This window comes from Stenotrophomonas sp. WZN-1, from assembly GCF_002192255.1.
Taxonomy (GTDB): domain Bacteria; phylum Pseudomonadota; class Gammaproteobacteria; order Xanthomonadales; family Xanthomonadaceae; genus Stenotrophomonas.
The window spans coordinates 897762-915318 of record NZ_CP021768.1; the positions used below are offsets into that span (position 1 = coordinate 897762).

Consider the following 17557-nt stretch of genomic DNA (forward strand, 5'->3'; position numbering starts at 1 on the left):
CGGCCATCCGAAATCCAAGAAATCTGAGAGGCTCCCGTGGCCCGTTCCACTCCCATCGAGCGTTACCGTAACTTCGGCATCATGGCTCACATCGATGCCGGCAAGACCACCACGTCCGAGCGCATCCTGTTCTACACCGGCAAGAGCCACAAGATCGGTGAAGTGCACGACGGCGCCGCCACCATGGACTGGATGGAGCAGGAGCAGGAGCGTGGCATCACGATCCAGTCCGCTGCCACCACTGCGTTCTGGAAGGGCATGGACAAGTCCCTGCCGGAGCACCGCTTCAACATCATCGATACCCCCGGGCACGTCGACTTCACCATCGAAGTGGAGCGCTCGCTGCGCGTGCTCGACGGTGCCGTCTTCGTCCTGTGTGCCGTCGGTGGCGTGCAGCCGCAGTCGGAAACCGTGTGGCGCCAGGCCAACCGGTACAAGGTGCCGCGCATCGCGTTCGTCAACAAGATGGACCGCACCGGCGCCAACTTCTACAAGGTCCGTGACCAGCTGAAGGCCAAGCTCGGCGCTGTCGCGGTGCCGATGCAGCTGCCGATCGGCGCTGAAGAAGGCTTCAAGGGCGTCGTCGACCTGCTGAAGATGAAGGCCATCCATTGGGATGAAGCCTCGCAGGGCATGAAGTTCGAGTACGGCGAAATCCCGGCCGACCTGCAGGAAAAGGCTGAAGAGGCCCGTACCTACATGATCGAAACCGCGGCTGAAGCCAGCGAAGAGCTGATGGAAAAGTACCTGGGCGGCGAAGAGCTGGCCGAGGCTGAAATCATCAACGCGCTGCGTACCCGCACCCTGGCCACCGAAATCGTTCCGATGTACTGCGGTTCGGCGTTCAAGAACAAGGGCGTGCAGGCCATGCTGGACGGCGTGATCCAGCTGCTGCCGTCGCCGGTCGATGTGCCGGACGTGACCGGTACCGACGTGGACGACGAAAACGTCGCCATGACCCGCAAGTCCGACGACAAGGCTCCGTTCTCGTCGCTGGCCTTCAAGATCATCACCGATCCGTTCGTCGGCGCGCTGACCTTCTTCCGTGTCTACTCGGGCACCCTGAACGGTGGCGACACCGTGCTGAACTCGGTGAAGGGCAAGAAGGAGCGCATCGGTCGCATCCTGCAGATGCATTCGAACAACCGCGAGGAAATCAAGGAAGTTCTGGCCGGTGACATCGCCGCTGCCGTGGGCCTGAAGGACACCACCACCGGTGACACCCTGTGCTCGATCGACCAGCCGATCATCCTGGAGCGCATGACGTTCCCGGAGCCGGTGATCTCGATGGCCGTCGAACCGAAGACCAAGTCGGACCAGGAAAAGATGGGCCTGGCCCTGGGTCGCCTGGCGCAGGAAGATCCGTCGTTCCGCGTCAAGACCGACGAAGAATCCGGCCAGACCATCATCTCGGGCATGGGCGAGCTGCACCTGGACATCATCGTCGACCGCCTGAAGCGCGAGTTCAACGTTGAAGCCAACGTCGGCGCGCCGCAGGTTGCGTACCGCGAAACCATCACCCTGGCCGACGTCAAGTCGGACTACAAGCACGCCAAGCAGTCCGGTGGTAAGGGTCAGTACGGTCACGTCGTGATCGAGCTGTCGCCGATCACAGCTGAAGACCGTGCCGATGCCAAGATCGCTCCGCTGATCAAGGACGACTTCCTGTTCATCAATGACATCACCGGTGGCGTCATTCCGAAGGAATTCATCCCGTCGGTCGAAAAGGGCCTGCGTGAAACCATCACCAGCGGTCCGCTGGCCGGCTTCCCGGTCGTGGATGTGAAGGTCAAGCTGGTGTTCGGCTCGTACCACGACGTCGACTCCTCGGAAATGGCGTTCAAGCTGGCTTCGTCGATGGCCTTCAAGCAGGGCTTCGCCAAGGCCAAGCCGGTGCTGCTGGAGCCGATCATGAAGGTCGAGATCGTGACCCCGGAGGATTACCAGGGTGACGTGATGGGCGACGTCAGCCGTCGTCGCGGCGTGCTGCAGGGTTCCGACACCACCGGTGACGGTTCGGCCAGCATCATCAACGCGATGATCCCGCTGGGTGAAATGTTCGGCTACGCCACTGCGCTGCGTTCGCAGACTCAGGGTCGCGCCACTTTCACCATGGAATTCGACCACTACGAGCCGGCGCCGAACAACATCGCCGAAGCCGTCATGAAGAAGGGCTGAGCCTCGCTCAGCCTCTCTTGAAACCACTTACGAACAATCAAGGTATAGAACAATGGCAAAGGGTAAGTTCGAACGCACCAAGCCGCACGTCAACGTCGGCACCATCGGTCACGTCGACCACGGCAAGACCACGCTGACCGCCGCACTGACCAAGATCGGTGCCGAGCGCTTCGGTGGCGAGTTCAAGGACTACTCCTCGATCGACGCCGCGCCGGAAGAAAAGGCGCGTGGCATCACGATCTCGACCGCGCACGTCGAATACGAATCCCCGACCCGTCACTACGCCCACGTCGATTGCCCGGGCCATGCTGACTACGTCAAGAACATGATCACCGGTGCCGCCCAGATGGACGGTGCGATCCTGGTGTGCTCGGCCGCTGACGGCCCGATGCCGCAGACCCGCGAGCACATCCTGCTGTCGCGCCAGGTCGGCGTGCCGTACATCGTCGTGTTCCTGAACAAGGCCGACATGGTCGACGACGCCGAGCTGCTCGAGCTGGTCGAGATGGAAGTGCGTGAGCTGCTGAGCAAGTACGACTTCCCGGGCGACGACACCCCGATCATCGCTGGTTCGGCCCGTCTGGCGCTGGACGGCGACCAGAGCGACATCGGCGTGCCGGCCATCCTGAAGCTGGTCGATGCCCTGGACAGCTGGATCCCGGAGCCGGAGCGTGCGATCGACAAGCCGTTCCTGATGCCGGTGGAAGACGTGTTCTCGATCTCGGGCCGCGGCACCGTGGTGACCGGTCGTATCGAGCGCGGCGTGATCAAGGTTGGCGACGAAATCGAAATCGTCGGCATCCGTCCGGTGCAGAAGACCACCGTGACCGGCGTTGAAATGTTCCGCAAGCTGCTGGACCAGGGTCAGGCAGGCGACAACGCTGGCCTGCTGCTGCGCGGCACCAAGCGTGACGACGTCGAGCGTGGCCAGGTTCTGGCCAAGCCGGGTTCGATCAAGCCGCACACCAAGTTCGAAGGCGAAGTGTACGTCCTGTCGAAGGACGAAGGCGGCCGCCACACCCCGTTCTTCAACGGCTACCGTCCGCAGTTCTACTTCCGTACCACCGACATCACCGGCGCAGCTGCTCTGCCGGAAGGCGTCGAAATGGTGATGCCGGGTGACAACGTCAAGATGGTCGTCACCCTGATCAACCCGGTGGCAATGGACGAAGGCCTGCGCTTCGCCATCCGCGAAGGCGGCCGTACCGTCGGCGCCGGCGTGGTCTCGAAGATCATCGAGTAATCTGGTAGTATCTGCGCCCCGATGTTGCCTGGGTAGGGCATCGGGGCGTATCAAATGGGAAAGCAGGCACAGGATGTGCCTTGTGTTCCCCGGACCAGGAAGGGTCAATGCCATTCAGGCGGCGTCAACAGGCGACTGTTGACAGCTGCCTTGCGTGCCATTATGCTTCTACGTCTGGGCAGGCCGGGTAACTGGTCTGCCTACGTTTTTGAGGTCCATGGATTGACCTTGGCGGCCTGCGGGAGTGCGGGCCGTCTGTATTCAGGAATTTCATGGGGCAAAGCAACCCAGAGGCTTTGTCTGTCGCTCTTTTAACGAAGGAACCTACCGCCATGGCGGACCAAAAGATCCGGATCCGGCTGAAAGCGTTCGATCATCGTCTGATCGACCGTTCGGCCAGCGAGATCGTTGAAACGGCAAAGCGGACCGGCGCGCAAGTGCGTGGCCCGATCCCGCTGCCGACCAAGATCGAGCGTTACACCGTTCTCGTTTCCCCGCACGTCGACAAGGACGCGCGTGACCAGTACGAGACCCGCACGCACAAGCGCGTGCTCGATATCGTTGACCCGAATGACAAGACCGTGGACGCGCTGATGAAGCTCGAACTGGCTGCCGGCGTCGACGTTCAGATCAAGCTGACCTGAGGACTACGACCATGACGAAGAAGTATTCGTTGGGCTTCGTGGGCCGCAAGGCTGGCATGAGCCGCGTGTTCACTGAAGATGGCCGCTCCATCCCGGTGACCCTGATCGAAGCAACCCCGAACCGCATCGCGCAGATCAAGACCGTCGAAACCGACGGCTACAGCGCCGTGCAGGTGACCGTCGGCGCGCGTCGCGCTGCCCTGGTCAACAAGCCGGAAGCCGGCCACTTCGCCAAGGCGAAGGTGGAAGCGGGTCGTGGCCTGTGGGAATTCCGCGTTGAAGACGCGCAGCTCGGCGATTTCGCCGTTGGCGGCGAAGTCAAGGCGGACATCTTCGAAGTCGGCCAGATCGTCGACGTCCAGGGTGTCACCAAGGGTAAGGGCTTCCAGGGCACCATCAAGCGCCACAACTTCCGTATGGGCGATGCAACCCACGGTAACTCGCTGTCGCATCGCGCGCCGGGTTCGCTGGGTCAGCGCCAGACCCCGGGTCGCGTTTTCCCGGGCAAGAAGATGTCGGGCCACATGGGCGCGGTGCAGCAGAGCACCCAGAACCTGGAAGTGGTCAAGGTCGACGTCGAGCGCGGTCTGATCGCCGTTCGCGGCGCCGTTCCGGGCGCGGCGGGTGGCGACGTGATCGTCCGTCCGGCGAGCAAGGCATAAGGAGAGATGACGATGGAACTCGTTATCACGGGTAGCAACAACAAGGTCTCGGTCTCCGACGCCGTGTTCGGTCGCGATTTCAGCGAAGATCTGGTCCACCAGGTCGTCGTTGCCTACCGCAACGCCGGTCGCGCCGGCACCAAGGCACAGAAGACTCGCTCCGAAGTGGCTGGTACCACCAAGAAGTCGAAGAAGCAGAAGGGCGGCGGCGCGCGTCATGGCGCACTGACGGCTCCGATCTTCGTCGGCGGCGGTGTCACCTTCGCGGCCAAGCCGCGCAGCTTCGAGCAGAAGGTCAATCGTAAGCAGTACCGTGCCGCCATGTGCGCGATCCTGTCCGAGCTGAACCGTCAGGGCCGTCTGACCATCGTGGAGTCCTTCGATGTCGAAGTGACCAACACGAAGGGTCTGATCGCCAAGCTGGCCGGCCTGGAAGTGGGCAAGCGCCCGCTGATCGTCACCGAAGAAGCGTCCGAGCACCTGTACCTGTCCGCCCGCAATCTGCCGTACGTGCAGGTGCGTGACGTCCAGGGTCTGGATCCGGTCTCGCTGGTTGGTGCCGACACGGTCGTCATCACCGCTGACGCGGTCAAGAAGGTCGAGGAGTGGCTGGCATGAACAGCAACGAAAAAATCTTCAGCGTGCTGCGTGCCCCGCGTGTCTCCGAAAAGACCGCGCGCCTGCAGGAACTCTCCAATCAGTATGTCTTCGAAGTTTCGAACGAAGCCACCAAGGCCGATGTAAAGGCCGCGGTTGAGCAGCTGTTCGACGTCAAGGTCGAAGCCGTCAACGTGGTCAACGTCAAGGGCAAGAACAAGTCCTTCCGTAACCGTGCTGGCCGCCGCGGCGATTGGCGCAAGGCGTACGTTCGCCTGGCCGACGGCCAGTCGATCGATGTAACGGCCAAGGCCTGAGGTACATCCCATGCCATTGATGAAATTCAAGCCCACCTCCCCCGGCCGCCGTTCGGCCGTGCGCGTGGTCACCCCCGACCTGCACAAGGGTGCTCCGCACGCCGCACTGGTCGAGTCGCAGAGCCGCTCGGGTGGTCGTAACCACCATGGCCGCATCACCGTGCGTCACGTCGGTGGTGGTGCCAAGCAGCACTACCGCATCATCGACTTCAAGCGCAACAAGCTGGGCATCCCGGCGCGCGTGGAACGCATCGAATACGATCCGAACCGCACCGCCCACATCGCTCTGCTGTGCTACGTCGACGGTGAGCGTCGCTACATCATCGCCCCGAAGGGCCTGAAGGCTGGTGATCAGGTGATCGCTGGTTCGGACGCCCCGATCAAGGCCGGCAACACCCTGCCGCTGCGCAACATCCCGGTCGGCACCACCATCCACTGCATCGAACTGAAGCCGGGCAAGGGCGCTCAGATCGCTCGCGCCGCTGGTGCGGCCGTGCAGCTGGTGGCTCGCGAAGGCATCTACGCCACCCTGCGCCTGCGCTCGGGTGAAATGCGTAAGGTTCCGGTCGAGTGCTGCGCCACCATCGGCGAAGTCGGCAACGACGAGCACAGCCTGGAAAAGCTGGGCAAGGCCGGTGCCAAGCGTTGGCGCGGCGTCCGCCCGACCGTTCGTGGTGCTGCCATGAACCCGGTTGACCACCCGCACGGTGGTGGTGAGGCCAAGGCCGGCCAGGGTAACCCGCATCCGGTCACCCCGTGGGGTGTCCCGACCAAGGGTTACAAGACGCGCCATAACAAGCGCACTCAGCAGTTCATCGTCCGCGATCGTAGGGGCTAATCGACCATGGCACGTTCACTCAAGAAGGGCCCGTTCGTCGATCACCACCTCGTCAAGAAGGTGGAGGCCGCTGCGGGCAGCAAGAAGCCGATCAAGACCTGGTCGCGCCGTTCGATGATCCTGCCTGACATGGTAGGCGTCACCATTGCCGTGCATAACGGCAAGAACCACATCCCGGTTCTCGTCAACGAGAACATGGTCGGCCACAAGCTCGGCGAATTTGCCATCACCCGGACCTTCAAGGGTCACGGTGGTGACAAGAAGTCGGGCAAGTAAGGAGAGATGACAATGGAAGCGAAAGCCATCCTGCGCACTGCGCGCATCTCCCCGCAGAAGGCTCGTCTGGTCGCTGACCAGGTGCGCGGTCTGCCGGCCGAACGTGCGGTCAACCTGCTGAAGTTCTCGGACAAGAAGGCTGCCCACCTGATCAAGAAGGTGGTGGAGTCGGCAATTGCCAACGCCGAGAACAACCAGGGCGCCGACGTCGACGAGCTGAAGGTTCAGACCATCATGGTTGATGAAGGTCCGACCCTGAAGCGTTTCATGGCGCGGGCGAAAGGCCGCGGTACCCGCATCCTCAAGCGCACCAGCCACATCACTGTGGTTGTGGGCGCCGCCAAGTAAGCGGATAAGGAAAAGACCATGGGTCATAAAGTTCATCCGATTGGTATCCGCCTCGGCATTTCCAAGGACTGGAACTCCAAGTGGTACGCCAACAAGGCCGAGTTCGCTGGTTACCTGGCAGCCGACCTGAAAGTGCGCGAAATGCTGCGCAAGAAGCTGGCTCAGGCCGGCATCAGCAAGATCTTGATCGAGCGTCCGGCCAAGACCGCTCGCGTGACGATCCACACCGCCCGTCCGGGCGTGGTGATCGGCAAGCGCGGTGAGGACATCGAGAAGCTGCGCAAGGAAGTGAGCGAGATGATGGGCGTCCCGGCGCACATCAACGTCACCGAAGTGCGCAAGCCGGAACTGGACGCGCAGCTCGTTGCCGAGTCGATCGCCCAGCAGCTGGAGCGTCGCATCATGTTCCGCCGCGCAATGAAGCGCTCGGTCGGCAACGCGATGCGCCTGGGTGCCCTGGGCATCAAGGTCAACGTTGGTGGCCGCCTCAACGGTGCAGAAATCGCCCGTTCGGAGTGGTACCGCGAAGGCCGCGTGCCGCTGCACACCCTGCGTGCCGACATCGACTATGGCTTCGCTGAAGCCAAGACGACCTACGGCATCATCGGCATCAAGGTCTGGATCTACAAGGGCGAGGTCTTTGATTTCTCCCAGGTTGGCCAGGAAAAGCAGGACGACACCCCGTCGCGCAACGATCGTCACGATCGCGGCGACCGTGGTGACCGTCAGCGCCCGGCCCGTGAAGCGAGGTAACGACAATGTTGCAACCCAAGCGAACCAAGTACCGCAAGGTACACAAGGGCCGTAACGATGGCCTGAGCTGGAGCGCCAACGCTGTCAGCTTCGGCGAATACGGCCTGAAGGCAACCGCACACGGTCAGCTGACCGCGCGTCAGATCGAAGCGGCCCGCCGCTCGATCAGCCGCTACGTCAAGCGCGGCGGCAAGATGTGGATCCGCGTGTTCCCCGACAAGCCCATCACCAAGAAGCCCATCGAAGTCCGAATGGGTTCTGGTAAGGGTAACGTGGAATACTGGGTGGCCCAGATCCAGCCCGGCCGCATGATCTATGAAATCGAGGGTGTTTCCGAGGAAGTGGCTCGCGAGGCGTTCCGCCTGGCCGCCGCCAAGCTCTCGGTCACCACCACTTTCGTGACCCGTACGGTGCGCTGATGGATATCAAAACTCTCCGTGAAAAGTCGGCTGACGAACTCAAGGCCCACCTGATCGACCTGCGTAAGGAACAGTTCTCTGTCCGTATGCAGCAGGTCACCGGCCAGCTGCCGAAGACCCACGACATTCGCCGGGTCCGTCGCGAGATTGCTCGCGTCAAGACCCTGCTCGGCAGCACGAAGTAAGGATGGCCGCTATGAGCGACAATACTGAAAAGAAGACGCTGCGCACGGTCGAAGGCCGTGTCGTCAGCAACAAGATGGACAAGACGGTTACCGTCCTGGTTGAGCGTCAGGTCAAGCACGCGCTGTACGGCAAGTACATCAAGCGCTCGACGAAGCTGCACGCCCACGATGCCGACAACGCCTGCAAGGAAGGCGATGTCGTCCGCGTGACCGAGATTGCTCCGATGTCCAAGACCAAGAACTGGCGCGTGGTGGAAGTCATCACGCGTGCGGCTGAATAAGGAGTCTGAATCATGATCCAGATGCAGAGCTACCTTGACGTCGCGGACAATTCGGGTGCCAAGCAGGTGATGTGCTTCAAGGTGCTGGGTGGTTCCAAGCGCCGTTACGCCGGCATCGGCGACATCATCAAGGTCACCGTGAAGGATGCGATTCCGCGCGGCAAGGTCAAGAAGGGTGAAGTGTATGACGCCGTCGTGGTGCGTACCCGCAAGGGTGTGCGTCGCGCCGACGGCTCGCTGATCCGCTTCGACGGCAACGCTGCCGTTCTGCTGAACAGCAAGCAGGAGCCGATCGGTACCCGTATCTTCGGGCCGGTGACCCGTGAACTTCGTTCGGAGAAGTTCATGAAGATCGTCTCGCTCGCTCCCGAAGTGCTGTGAGCGACAGGAGATAATCATGGCTAACCGTATCAAGAAGGGCGACCAGGTTGTCGTCAACGCTGGCAAGGACAAGGGCAAGCAGGGCGAAGTCGTCCGCGTCGACGGCGACCGTGTGGTCGTCGCCAACGTGAACATCGTCAAGCGCCACACCAAGCCGAACCCGCAGGCAGGTGTTGCCGGCGGCGTGGTCGAGCGCGAAGCTTCGATCCATATCTCCAACGTGAATGTTCTGAACCCGGCTTCGGGCAAGGGCGAACGCGTTGGCTTCAAGGTGCTGGAGGATGGACGCAAACTGCGTGTGTTCCGCTCCAGCGGTGAGGCGCTCGACGCCTGAGGAATGAGAAGATGAGTTCCCGTCTCGAAAAGTTCTACAAGGACGAAGTGGTGCCGGCGCTGATGAAGCAGTTCGGCTACACCAATCCGATGGAAGTGCCGAAGCTGGTCAAGGTCACCCTGAACATGGGTGTCGGCGAAGCGGCCACCAACAAGAAGATCCTGGAAAACGCCGTCGGCGACATGACCAAGATTTCCGGCCAGAAGCCGGTTGTCACCAAGTCGCGTGTGTCGGTTGCGTCGTTCAAGATCCGCGATGGTTGGCCGATCGGCTGCAAGACCACGCTGCGTCGCCACAAGATGTACGAGTTCCTGGATCGCCTGATCAACATCTCGCTGCCGCGCGTGCGCGACTTCCGTGGTGTTTCCGGTCGTTCCTTCGACGGCCGCGGCAACTTCAACATGGGTGTGAAGGAGCAGATCATCTTCCCGGAAATCGACTTCGACGCTGTCGACGCGATCCGCGGTATGGATATCGCCATCACCACCACTGCGAAGACCGACGCGGAAGCGAAGGCGCTGCTGGCAGCGTTCAAGTTCCCGTTCCGTAACTGATCTGTCGAGGAAACCGAAATGGCAAAGACCTCCATGGTCAACCGCGACATCAAGCGGGAAAAGCTGGCCAAGAAGTACGCTGAAAAGCGTGCGGCTCTGAAGAAGATCGTGTCCTCCGTGGACGCGACCTACGAAGAGAAGATCGACGCCGCAACCAAGCTGGCCAAGCTGCCGCGCGATTCGTCGCCGAGCCGTCAGCGCAACCGTTGCGAGCTGTCGGGTCGTCCGCGTGGCGTGTACAGCAAGTTCGGCCTCGGCCGTAACAAGCTGCGCGAAGCCACCATGCGTGGCGACGTCCCGGGTCTGCGCAAGGCCAGCTGGTAATCCCAGCCGGCCCTGCGATCAGCAGCCCCTGCGGGGCCGCTGAACCGGGGAGGGGAGGCGTTCAGCTTCCTTTCTGCGAAAAAACCCGAAGAGCCCGACGCAAGTCGGGCTCTTTTGGCGTATACTCCCGCGTCTTGCCCTGTGCAGACGGGGTCGTAGGAGTGGGCTTCTGGCCCGCTGCAGCAAGGGACCTGGCCCGTTTCCAGGAGACAACAGATTTTCGCGAAAGCGGATATCGGTGCACTCAAAGGTACTCATATGAGCATGACTGATCCCATCGCCGACCTGCTGGTCCGCATCAAGAATGCGGCCGCGGTTGGCAAGCAGACGGTGAAAGCCCCGTCGTCCAAGATCAAGGTTGCGATCGCCCAGGTCCTGAAGGACGAGGGTTACATCACCGACCTGCGCGTGACCCAGCTGGAAAACAACAAGTCCGAGCTGGAAATCGTGCTGAAGTATTTCGAAGGCAAGCCGGTCATCGCGACCCTGAAGCGCTTCTCGCGTTCGGGCCTGCGCCAGTACCGCGGCAAGAGCGAGCTGCCGAAGGTCATGAACGGCCTGGGTATCTCCATCATTTCCACCTCCAAGGGCATCATGACTGATGCGCAGGCGCGCCAGCTGGGCGTCGGCGGCGAAGTCCTGTGCTTCGTGGCCTAAGGCGAAAGGAGTAGAACTATGTCCCGCGTAGCCAAGAAGCCCGTCACCCTGGGTAAGGTCGAACTGAACGTCCAGTCGGAAAGCATCACCGTCAAGGGCCCGAAGGGCACCCTGTCGCTGGTCAAGCCGGCCGGTATTGCCATCAACGTCGACAGCGGCGTTGCCACCCTGAGCACCGAGAGCGCCGACCTGGTCGCGCTGACCGGTACCGTGCGTGCGATCCTGGCCAACATGGTCAAGGGCGTGTCCGAAGGCTTCGAGCGCAAGCTGGAGCTGGTCGGCGTGGGTTACCGTGCTGCCATGCAGGGCAAGGACCTGAGCCTGTCGCTCGGTTTCTCGCACCCGGTCGTGTTCGTGGCGCCGGAAGGCATCACCATCACCACCCCGACCCAGACCGAGATCCTGGTCCAGGGCGCTGACAAGCAGGTCGTCGGTGAAGTCGCCGCCAAGATCCGTGCGTTCCGCAAGCCGGAGCCGTACAAGGGCAAGGGCGTGAAGTACTCCGACGAAGTCATCATCCGTAAGGAAGCCAAGAAGGCGTAAGTGCGAGTCCCTCGCAAGAGCCCGCACATCCCTGTGCGGACTCCTCAGGGAAAAGCCCATCCTTCAGCTTTCAAGGAATAATCAAAATGAACAAGAACATCGCCCGCCTGCGTCGCGCCAAGTCGACCCGCGCCCACATCCGTGAGCTCGGCGTCGCCCGCCTGTCGGTGCTGCGCACCGGCCAGCACCTGTACGCCCAGGTCTTCACCGCCGACGGTTCCAAGGTGCTGGCTGCCGCCAACACCACCCAGACCGACGTCATGGAAGGCCTGAAGAACGGCAAGAACGCCGATGCCGCTGCCAAGGTTGGCCGCATCGTCGCTGAGCGCGCCAAGGCCGCCGGCGTCGAGAAGGTTGCCTTCGATCGTTCGGGCTACCGCTACCACGGCCGCATCAAGGCCCTGGCAGAAGCCGCCCGCGAAGCCGGCCTGCAGTTCTAAGGGATCAGGGCAGAGGGCCGATGGCCTCCTGCCCGCCTGCTCGCCAGCCTGAGTGAGGCTGGACGGCGCCGCTCTTCTGCAGCGGCCTACCGGAACGACGCATCACTTCACAACCATAAGCGGCCTCGAGCCGTACATACTCAAACAACCAAGGAATCAACATGGCAGAAGAGCGTCAGCAGCGGGGTCGCGATCGCGACCGTAACCGCGAAGAGAAGATCGACGACGGCATGATCGAAAAGCTGGTCGCGGTCAACCGCGTCAGCAAGACCGTCAAGGGTGGCCGCCAGTTCACCTTCACCGCCCTGACCGTTGTCGGCGACGGCGAAGGCAAGGTCGGTTTCGGTTATGGCAAGGCCCGCGAAGTGCCGGTCGCCATCCAGAAGTCGATGGAACAGGCCCGCAAGAACCTGGTCAGCGTTGACCTGAACAACGGCACCCTGTGGCACACCATCAAGGATGGTCACGGCGCAGCCCGCGTGTTCATGCAGCCGGCTTCGGAAGGTACTGGCGTCATCGCCGGCGGTGCCATGCGCGCCGTGCTGGAAGCCGTTGGCGTGAAGAACGTGCTGGCCAAGGCCACCGGTTCGCGCAACCCGATCAATCTGGTGCGTGCCACCGTGAAGGGCCTGACTGCTGCGCAGTCGCCGGCCCGCATCGCGGCCAAGCGTGGCAAGAAGGTGGAGGAACTCAACCATGGCTAATGAGTCCAACAAGACTGTGAAGGTCCGCCTGGTGCGTGGCCTGCGTGGTACTCAGTCGCGTCACCGCCTGTCGGTGCGTGCCCTGGGCCTGAACAAGCTCAACGATGTGCGTGAACTGAAGGACAGCCCGCAGGTTCGCGGTCTGATCAACACCGTTCACTACCTCGTCAAGGTTGAGGAGTAATCGATCATGACTCTGCGTCTCAATGAACTGAGCCCGGCACCGGGCGCCCGCACCGAGCGCACCCGCGTCGGTCGCGGTATCGGCTCGGGCCTGGGCAAGACTGCCGGCCGCGGCCACAAGGGTTCGTTCGCCCGTAAGGGTGGCGGCAAGATCAAGGCTGGCTTCGAAGGCGGCCAGACCCCCATGCAGCGTCGTCTGCCGAAGATCGGCTTCCGTTCGCCGATCGCCAAGGACACCGCTGAAGTGCTGCTGTACGCGCTGGACAAGCTGCCGGCCGGTGAGATCGACTTCGCCGCCCTGCGTGCTGCCAAGCTGGTCCCGAGCACTGCCAAGAAGGCCAAGGTCGTCGTCAAGGGCGAAGTGACCAAGGCGTTCACCCTGAAGGGTATTGCTGCCACGGCTGGTGCCAAGGCCGCGATCGAAGCTGCCGGCGGCAGCGTAACGGAGTAAGAAAATCATGGCGCAAGCTGGCATCGGTAACCTCGCGGGCGGAATGGGCAAGTTCACTGAACTTCGCCAACGTTTGCTGTTCGTCGTCGGGGCTTTGATCGTCTATCGCATCGGCTGCTACGTGCCGGTGCCGGGCGTCAATCCCGATGCCATGCTTGCCATGATGCAAACGCAGGGCGGCGGCATCGTGGACATGTTCAACATGTTCTCGGGCGGCGCCCTGCACCGTTTCAGCATCTTCGCGCTGAACGTGATGCCGTACATCTCGGCATCGATCGTGATGCAGCTGGCCGTGCACATTTTCCCCGCCCTGAAGGCGATGCAGAAGGAAGGTGAGTCCGGTCGCCGCAAGATCACCCAGTATTCGCGCATCGGCGCCGTGCTGCTGGCAGTGGTGCAGGGCGGCTCGATCGCGCTGGCCCTGCAGGGCCAGGTTTCGCCGTCGGGCGCTCCGGTCGTGTATGCGCCGGGCATGGGCTTCGTGCTCACTGCCGTGGTCGCACTGACCGCCGGCACCATGTTCCTGATGTGGGTAGGTGAGCAGGTCACCGAACGCGGCATCGGCAACGGCGTGTCGCTGATCATCTTCGCCGGTATCGTGGCGGGCCTGCCGGGTGCGGTGATCCACACCTTTGACGCCTACCGCGACGGCAACATCCAGTTCATCCAGCTGCTGCTGATCGCCGTCGTCGTGCTCGCCTTCACCTTCTTCGTGGTGTTCGTCGAGCGTGGCCAGCGCCGGATCACGGTCAATTACGCGCGCCGCCAGGGCGGTCGCAACGCGTACATGAACCAGACCTCGTTCCTGCCGCTGAAGCTCAACATGGCTGGCGTCATCCCGGCGATCTTCGCCTCGAGCCTGCTGGCCTTCCCGGCCACCCTGGCCATGTGGTCCGGCCAGGCCGCCAACCAGAGCAGCTTCGGTCAGGTCCTGCAGAAGGTCGCCAATGCCCTGGGCCCGGGCGAGCCGCTGCACATGATCGTGTTCGCTGCGCTGATCACCGGTTTCGCGTTCTTCTATACCGCGCTGGTGTTCAACTCGCAGGAAACCGCTGACAACCTGAAGAAGTCGGGCGCGCTGATTCCGGGCATCCGTCCGGGCAAGGCCACCGCCGACTACATCGACGGCGTGCTGACCCGCCTGACCGCGGCCGGCTCGGCGTACCTGGTGATCGTCTGCCTGCTGCCGGAACTGATGCGCACGCAGCTGAATGCCTCGTTCTACTTCGGTGGTACTTCGCTGCTGATCGTGGTGGTGGTGGTGATGGACTTCATCGCCCAGGTGCAGGCACACCTGATGTCCCACCAGTACGAGAGCCTGCTGAAGAAGGCCAACCTGAAGGGTGGCAACCGCGGCGGTTTTGCCCGCGGCTGATAGGCCTGTTATACTTTCGTCTTCCTGACGTGATGGTCCCTCCGCTTCGCGGACTCCGGCCACACAAACGAAGGGCGGCCCCCGCAGCGGTTCCGGGTGGGGGTGTGGTGAGGTGGTCCCGCGCTGGAGTAGCGCGGGCGGCTCCGGGGGAAACCCCAGGTCCAACCCCATCCGGCGCCGGAGCCTGGGCACACTCCCCAGGCCGGGTTCATGAAACCAATGGTTTCACGGGCTTCCATGTAAACCGGAACCTTGTTAGTATCGCTAGTTCACTTTTTTGATCCATCCTGCCGGATTGGCGTGCCCGAGGCGCGCTGTCGGCCATCACTCAGCTGGAGAACCGCGTCATGGCGCGTATTGCAGGCGTCAACCTGCCAGCCCAGAAGCACGTCTGGGTCGGGTTGCAAAGCATTTACGGCATCGGCCGTACCCGTTCGAAGAAGGTCTGCGAAGTCGCAGGCGTTGCTTCGACCACCAAGATCCGCGATCTGTCGGAGCCGGAAATCGAGCGCCTGCGCGCCGAAGTCGGCAAGTACATCGTGGAAGGCGATCTGCGCCGTGAAATCGGTATCGCGATCAAGCGCCTGATGGACCTGGGCTGCTACCGCGGCCTGCGTCACCGTCGTGGCCTCCCGCTGCGTGGCCAGCGCACCCGTACCAACGCCCGCACCCGCAAGGGTCCGCGCAAGGCGATCAAGAAGTAAGGGACTGAGAAATGGCTAAGCCCGCTGCTAAGACCAAGAAGAAGATCAAGCGCGTCGTCACCGACGGCGTTGCCCACGTCCACGCTTCGTTCAACAACACCATCGTCACCATCACCGACCGCCAGGGCAACGCTCTGTCGTGGGCGACCTCCGGTGGCGCTGGCTTCCGCGGTTCGCGCAAGTCGACCCCGTTCGCTGCCCAGGTGGCTGCTGAAAAGGCCGGTCGTGCTGCGCTGGACTACGGCGTGAAGTCGCTGGAAGTCCGCATCAAGGGCCCGGGTCCGGGCCGTGAGTCGGCCGTGCGTTCGTTGAACAACGTCGGCTACAAGATCACCAACATCATCGACGTGACGCCTATCCCGCACAACGGGTGCCGTCCGCCGAAGAAGCGTCGCGTCTAAAGGGAGCGATAAGAAATGGCTCGTTATATCGGTCCTACCTGTAAGCTCGCCCGTCGCGAAGGCGCCGACCTGTCCCTGAAGAGCCCGGCGCGTGCGCTGGACTCGAAGTGCAAGCTGGAGCAGAAGCCCGGCCAGCACGGCGCCACTGCCCGCAAGGGCAAGCTGTCCGACTACGCCACCCAGCTGCGTGAGAAGCAGAAGGTCAAGCGTATCTACGGCCTGCTGGAGCGTCAGTTCCGCAACTACTACAAGAAGGCCTCGACCAAGAAGGGCAACACCGGCGAGAACCTGCTGCAGTTGCTGGAAACCCGCCTGGACAACGTCGTCTACCGCATGGGCTTCGCCGTGACCCGTCCGGCTGCCCGTCAGCTGGTGTCGCACCGCGGCGTCACCGTGAATGGCAAGTCGGTCAACCTGGCTTCGTACCAGGTCAAGGCTGGCGACGCCATCGCCCTGTCCGAAAAGGCTGCCAAGCAGCTGCGCGTCCAGGAAGCCCTGACCGTCGCCGCCCAGCATGACCTGAGCCCGTCGTGGGTTGAAGTGGATTCCGGCAAGTTCACCGGCATCTTCAAGGCTGTTCCGGATCGTTCGGATCTGCCTGCGGACATCAACGAAGCGCTGATCGTCGAGCTGTATTCGAAGTAATTCATCATTGGAGAGCCCCCGGCGACGGCCGGGGGTTCACTAGGAGAACCCGCAACATGACGGTTACCGCCAACCAGGTTCTGCGTCCTCGCGGTCCGCAGATCGAACGCCTTACCGACACCCGTGCAAAGGTCGTTATCGAACCTTTGGAGCGGGGTTACGGGCATACGCTGGGTAATGCCCTGCGTCGCGTGCTGCTGTCGTCCATCCCGGGCTTCGCCATCACGGAAGTCGAAATCGACGGCGTGTTGCATGAGTACACCACGGTCGAAGGTCTGCAGGAGGACGTGCTCGAAGTCCTGCTGAACCTGAAGGACGTGGCAATCCGTATGCACTCCGGCGACAGCGCCACCCTGTCCCTGTCCAAGCAGGGCCCGGGCGTTGTCACCGCTGCCGACATCAAGGTCGACCACAATGTGGAGATCGTGAACGGCGACCATGTGATCTGCCACCTGACCAAGGATACGGCGATCAACATGCGTCTGAAGATCGAACGTGGTTTCGGCTACCAGCCGGCTGCCGCGCGTCGTCGTCCGGACGAAGAAACCCGTGCCATCGGCCGCCTGGTCCTGGATGCCTCGTTCTCGCCGGTCCGCCGCGTCGCCTACGCCGTGGAAGCGGCCCGCGTCGAACAGCGTACCGACCTGGACAAGCTGGTCATCGATATCGAGACCAACGGCACCATCGACGCCGAGGAAGCCGTGCGCACCGCCGCCGACATCCTCAGCGACCAGCTGTCGGTGTTCGGTGACTTCACCCACCGCGACCGCGGTGCGGCCAAGCCGGCCAACAACGGCGTGGATCCGGTGCTGCTGCGCCCGATCGACGATCTGGAGCTGACCGTGCGTTCGGCCAACTGCCTGAAGGCTGAAAGCATCTACTACATCGGCGATCTGATCCAGAAGACCGAAGTGGAGCTGCTGAAGACCCCGAACCTGGGCAAGAAGTCGCTCACCGAGATCAAGGAAGTGCTGGCTCAGCGCGGCCTGTCGCTCGGCATGAAGCTGGAGAACTGGCCGCCGGCCGGCGTCGCCAGCCACGGCATGCTGGGCTGATATCGGTAATGCCTGAAGGCTCCACCGTTCGCGGTGGGGCCTTCAACGCAGCACACCACGCCACG

Annotated in this window: 28 protein-coding genes; all 28 read left to right on the top strand. The window is 62.5% G+C overall.

The genetic code is table 11. From position 1 onward, the window contains the following. Positions 1-36 precede the first annotated feature (36 nt). A complete protein-coding gene (fusA, locus tag CCR98_RS04080) occupies positions 37-2178 on the top strand; it encodes an elongation factor G (RefSeq protein WP_008267148.1) in 2142 nt (713 codons plus the stop codon). Between the two features lie 52 nt (positions 2179-2230). After that, positions 2231-3421, top strand: a complete 1191-nt coding sequence (gene tuf / locus CCR98_RS04085; protein WP_087921631.1) for an elongation factor Tu — start codon at positions 2231-2233, stop codon at positions 3419-3421. Positions 3422-3753: 332 nt separating this feature from the next. Beyond that, positions 3754-4065, top strand: a complete 312-nt coding sequence (gene rpsJ, locus CCR98_RS04090; RefSeq protein WP_005408208.1) for a 30S ribosomal protein S10 — start codon at positions 3754-3756, stop codon at positions 4063-4065. An 11-nt stretch (positions 4066-4076) separates the two neighbouring features. Then, on the top strand, positions 4077-4727 hold the full coding sequence (gene rplC / locus CCR98_RS04095) for a 50S ribosomal protein L3 (RefSeq protein WP_004145336.1): 651 nt from the start codon (positions 4077-4079) through the stop codon (positions 4725-4727). A 12-nt stretch (positions 4728-4739) separates the two neighbouring features. Then, a complete protein-coding gene (rplD, locus tag CCR98_RS04100; protein ID WP_004145337.1) occupies positions 4740-5345 on the top strand; it encodes a 50S ribosomal protein L4 in 606 nt (201 codons plus the stop codon). Beyond that, positions 5342-5641: a 50S ribosomal protein L23 gene (gene rplW / locus CCR98_RS04105; protein ID WP_004145338.1), complete on the top strand. Its 300-nt coding sequence runs from the start codon at positions 5342-5344 to the stop codon at positions 5639-5641. The genes rplD and rplW overlap by 4 nt, the downstream gene beginning before the upstream one ends. 10 nt (positions 5642-5651) lie before the next feature. Then, positions 5652-6479 carry a 50S ribosomal protein L2 gene (gene rplB / locus CCR98_RS04110; protein WP_004145339.1) on the top strand — a complete coding sequence of 276 codons (828 nt, stop codon included), beginning with the start codon at positions 5652-5654 and terminating at the stop codon, positions 6477-6479. 6 nt (positions 6480-6485) lie between these two features. After that, on the top strand, positions 6486-6755 hold the full coding sequence (rpsS, locus tag CCR98_RS04115) for a 30S ribosomal protein S19 (protein WP_004154485.1): 270 nt from the start codon (positions 6486-6488) through the stop codon (positions 6753-6755). Between the two features lie 12 nt (positions 6756-6767). Next, positions 6768-7103: a 50S ribosomal protein L22 gene (rplV, locus tag CCR98_RS04120; RefSeq protein ID WP_004145348.1), complete on the top strand. Its 336-nt coding sequence runs from the start codon at positions 6768-6770 to the stop codon at positions 7101-7103. 18 nt (positions 7104-7121) lie between these two features. Then, positions 7122-7856 (top strand): 30S ribosomal protein S3, encoded by a 735-nt coding sequence (gene rpsC / locus CCR98_RS04125; RefSeq protein ID WP_004145350.1) that lies wholly within the window; start codon positions 7122-7124, stop codon positions 7854-7856. A gap of 5 nt (positions 7857-7861) precedes the next feature. Continuing rightward, a complete protein-coding gene (rplP, locus tag CCR98_RS04130; RefSeq protein ID WP_004154486.1) occupies positions 7862-8275 on the top strand; it encodes a 50S ribosomal protein L16 in 414 nt (137 codons plus the stop codon). Continuing rightward, complete coding sequence (gene rpmC, locus CCR98_RS04135) at positions 8275-8460, top strand: 50S ribosomal protein L29 (RefSeq protein ID WP_004154487.1); 186 nt, start codon at positions 8275-8277, stop codon at positions 8458-8460. Before rplP ends, rpmC begins: the two co-directional genes overlap by 1 nt. 11 nt (positions 8461-8471) lie before the next feature. After that, a complete protein-coding gene (rpsQ, locus tag CCR98_RS04140) occupies positions 8472-8741 on the top strand; it encodes a 30S ribosomal protein S17 (protein WP_004154489.1) in 270 nt (89 codons plus the stop codon). A 12-nt stretch (positions 8742-8753) separates the two neighbouring features. Continuing rightward, on the top strand, positions 8754-9122 hold the full coding sequence (gene rplN / locus CCR98_RS04145) for a 50S ribosomal protein L14 (protein ID WP_004145357.1): 369 nt from the start codon (positions 8754-8756) through the stop codon (positions 9120-9122). A 16-nt stretch (positions 9123-9138) separates the two neighbouring features. Then, positions 9139-9456: a 50S ribosomal protein L24 gene (gene rplX, locus CCR98_RS04150; protein ID WP_004154490.1), complete on the top strand. Its 318-nt coding sequence runs from the start codon at positions 9139-9141 to the stop codon at positions 9454-9456. An 11-nt stretch (positions 9457-9467) separates the two neighbouring features. Then, entirely contained in the window at positions 9468-10010 is a 543-nt protein-coding gene (gene rplE, locus CCR98_RS04155) for a 50S ribosomal protein L5 (RefSeq protein ID WP_004154491.1), read from the top strand. 18 nt (positions 10011-10028) lie between these two features. Continuing rightward, positions 10029-10334 carry a 30S ribosomal protein S14 gene (gene rpsN / locus CCR98_RS04160; protein ID WP_005408209.1) on the top strand — a complete coding sequence of 102 codons (306 nt, stop codon included), beginning with the start codon at positions 10029-10031 and terminating at the stop codon, positions 10332-10334. 258 nt (positions 10335-10592) lie between these two features. Next, entirely contained in the window at positions 10593-10991 is a 399-nt protein-coding gene (gene rpsH, locus CCR98_RS04170; protein WP_005408210.1) for a 30S ribosomal protein S8, read from the top strand. 18 nt (positions 10992-11009) lie between these two features. Then, a complete protein-coding gene (rplF, locus tag CCR98_RS04175) occupies positions 11010-11534 on the top strand; it encodes a 50S ribosomal protein L6 (RefSeq protein WP_075675277.1) in 525 nt (174 codons plus the stop codon). Between the two features lie 80 nt (positions 11535-11614). Then, positions 11615-11974: a 50S ribosomal protein L18 gene (gene rplR, locus CCR98_RS04180; protein ID WP_024957318.1), complete on the top strand. Its 360-nt coding sequence runs from the start codon at positions 11615-11617 to the stop codon at positions 11972-11974. 161 nt (positions 11975-12135) lie between these two features. Beyond that, on the top strand, positions 12136-12678 hold the full coding sequence (gene rpsE, locus CCR98_RS04185) for a 30S ribosomal protein S5 (protein ID WP_005415419.1): 543 nt from the start codon (positions 12136-12138) through the stop codon (positions 12676-12678). Continuing rightward, a complete protein-coding gene (gene rpmD / locus CCR98_RS04190) occupies positions 12671-12862 on the top strand; it encodes a 50S ribosomal protein L30 (RefSeq protein ID WP_004154497.1) in 192 nt (63 codons plus the stop codon). The genes rpsE and rpmD overlap by 8 nt, the downstream gene beginning before the upstream one ends. Positions 12863-12868: 6 nt before the next feature. After that, positions 12869-13312: a 50S ribosomal protein L15 gene (rplO, locus tag CCR98_RS04195; RefSeq protein ID WP_004154498.1), complete on the top strand. Its 444-nt coding sequence runs from the start codon at positions 12869-12871 to the stop codon at positions 13310-13312. Between the two features lie 7 nt (positions 13313-13319). Next, positions 13320-14687, top strand: a complete 1368-nt coding sequence (gene secY, locus CCR98_RS04200; RefSeq protein ID WP_087921635.1) for a preprotein translocase subunit SecY — start codon at positions 13320-13322, stop codon at positions 14685-14687. A gap of 347 nt (positions 14688-15034) precedes the next feature. Further along, positions 15035-15391 carry a 30S ribosomal protein S13 gene (rpsM, locus tag CCR98_RS04205; RefSeq protein ID WP_004154500.1) on the top strand — a complete coding sequence of 119 codons (357 nt, stop codon included), beginning with the start codon at positions 15035-15037 and terminating at the stop codon, positions 15389-15391. An 11-nt stretch (positions 15392-15402) separates the two neighbouring features. Next, the gene (gene rpsK, locus CCR98_RS04210; RefSeq protein ID WP_004145443.1) at positions 15403-15792 is read left to right on the top strand and encodes a 30S ribosomal protein S11; all 390 of its coding nucleotides are present in this window, start codon (positions 15403-15405) and stop codon (positions 15790-15792) included. 15 nt (positions 15793-15807) lie between these two features. Further along, positions 15808-16437, top strand: a complete 630-nt coding sequence (rpsD, locus tag CCR98_RS04215) for a 30S ribosomal protein S4 (RefSeq protein ID WP_004145446.1) — start codon at positions 15808-15810, stop codon at positions 16435-16437. 56 nt (positions 16438-16493) lie between these two features. Further along, the gene (gene rpoA / locus CCR98_RS04220; protein ID WP_087921636.1) at positions 16494-17492 is read left to right on the top strand and encodes a DNA-directed RNA polymerase subunit alpha; all 999 of its coding nucleotides are present in this window, start codon (positions 16494-16496) and stop codon (positions 17490-17492) included. Positions 17493-17557 lie beyond the last annotated feature (65 nt).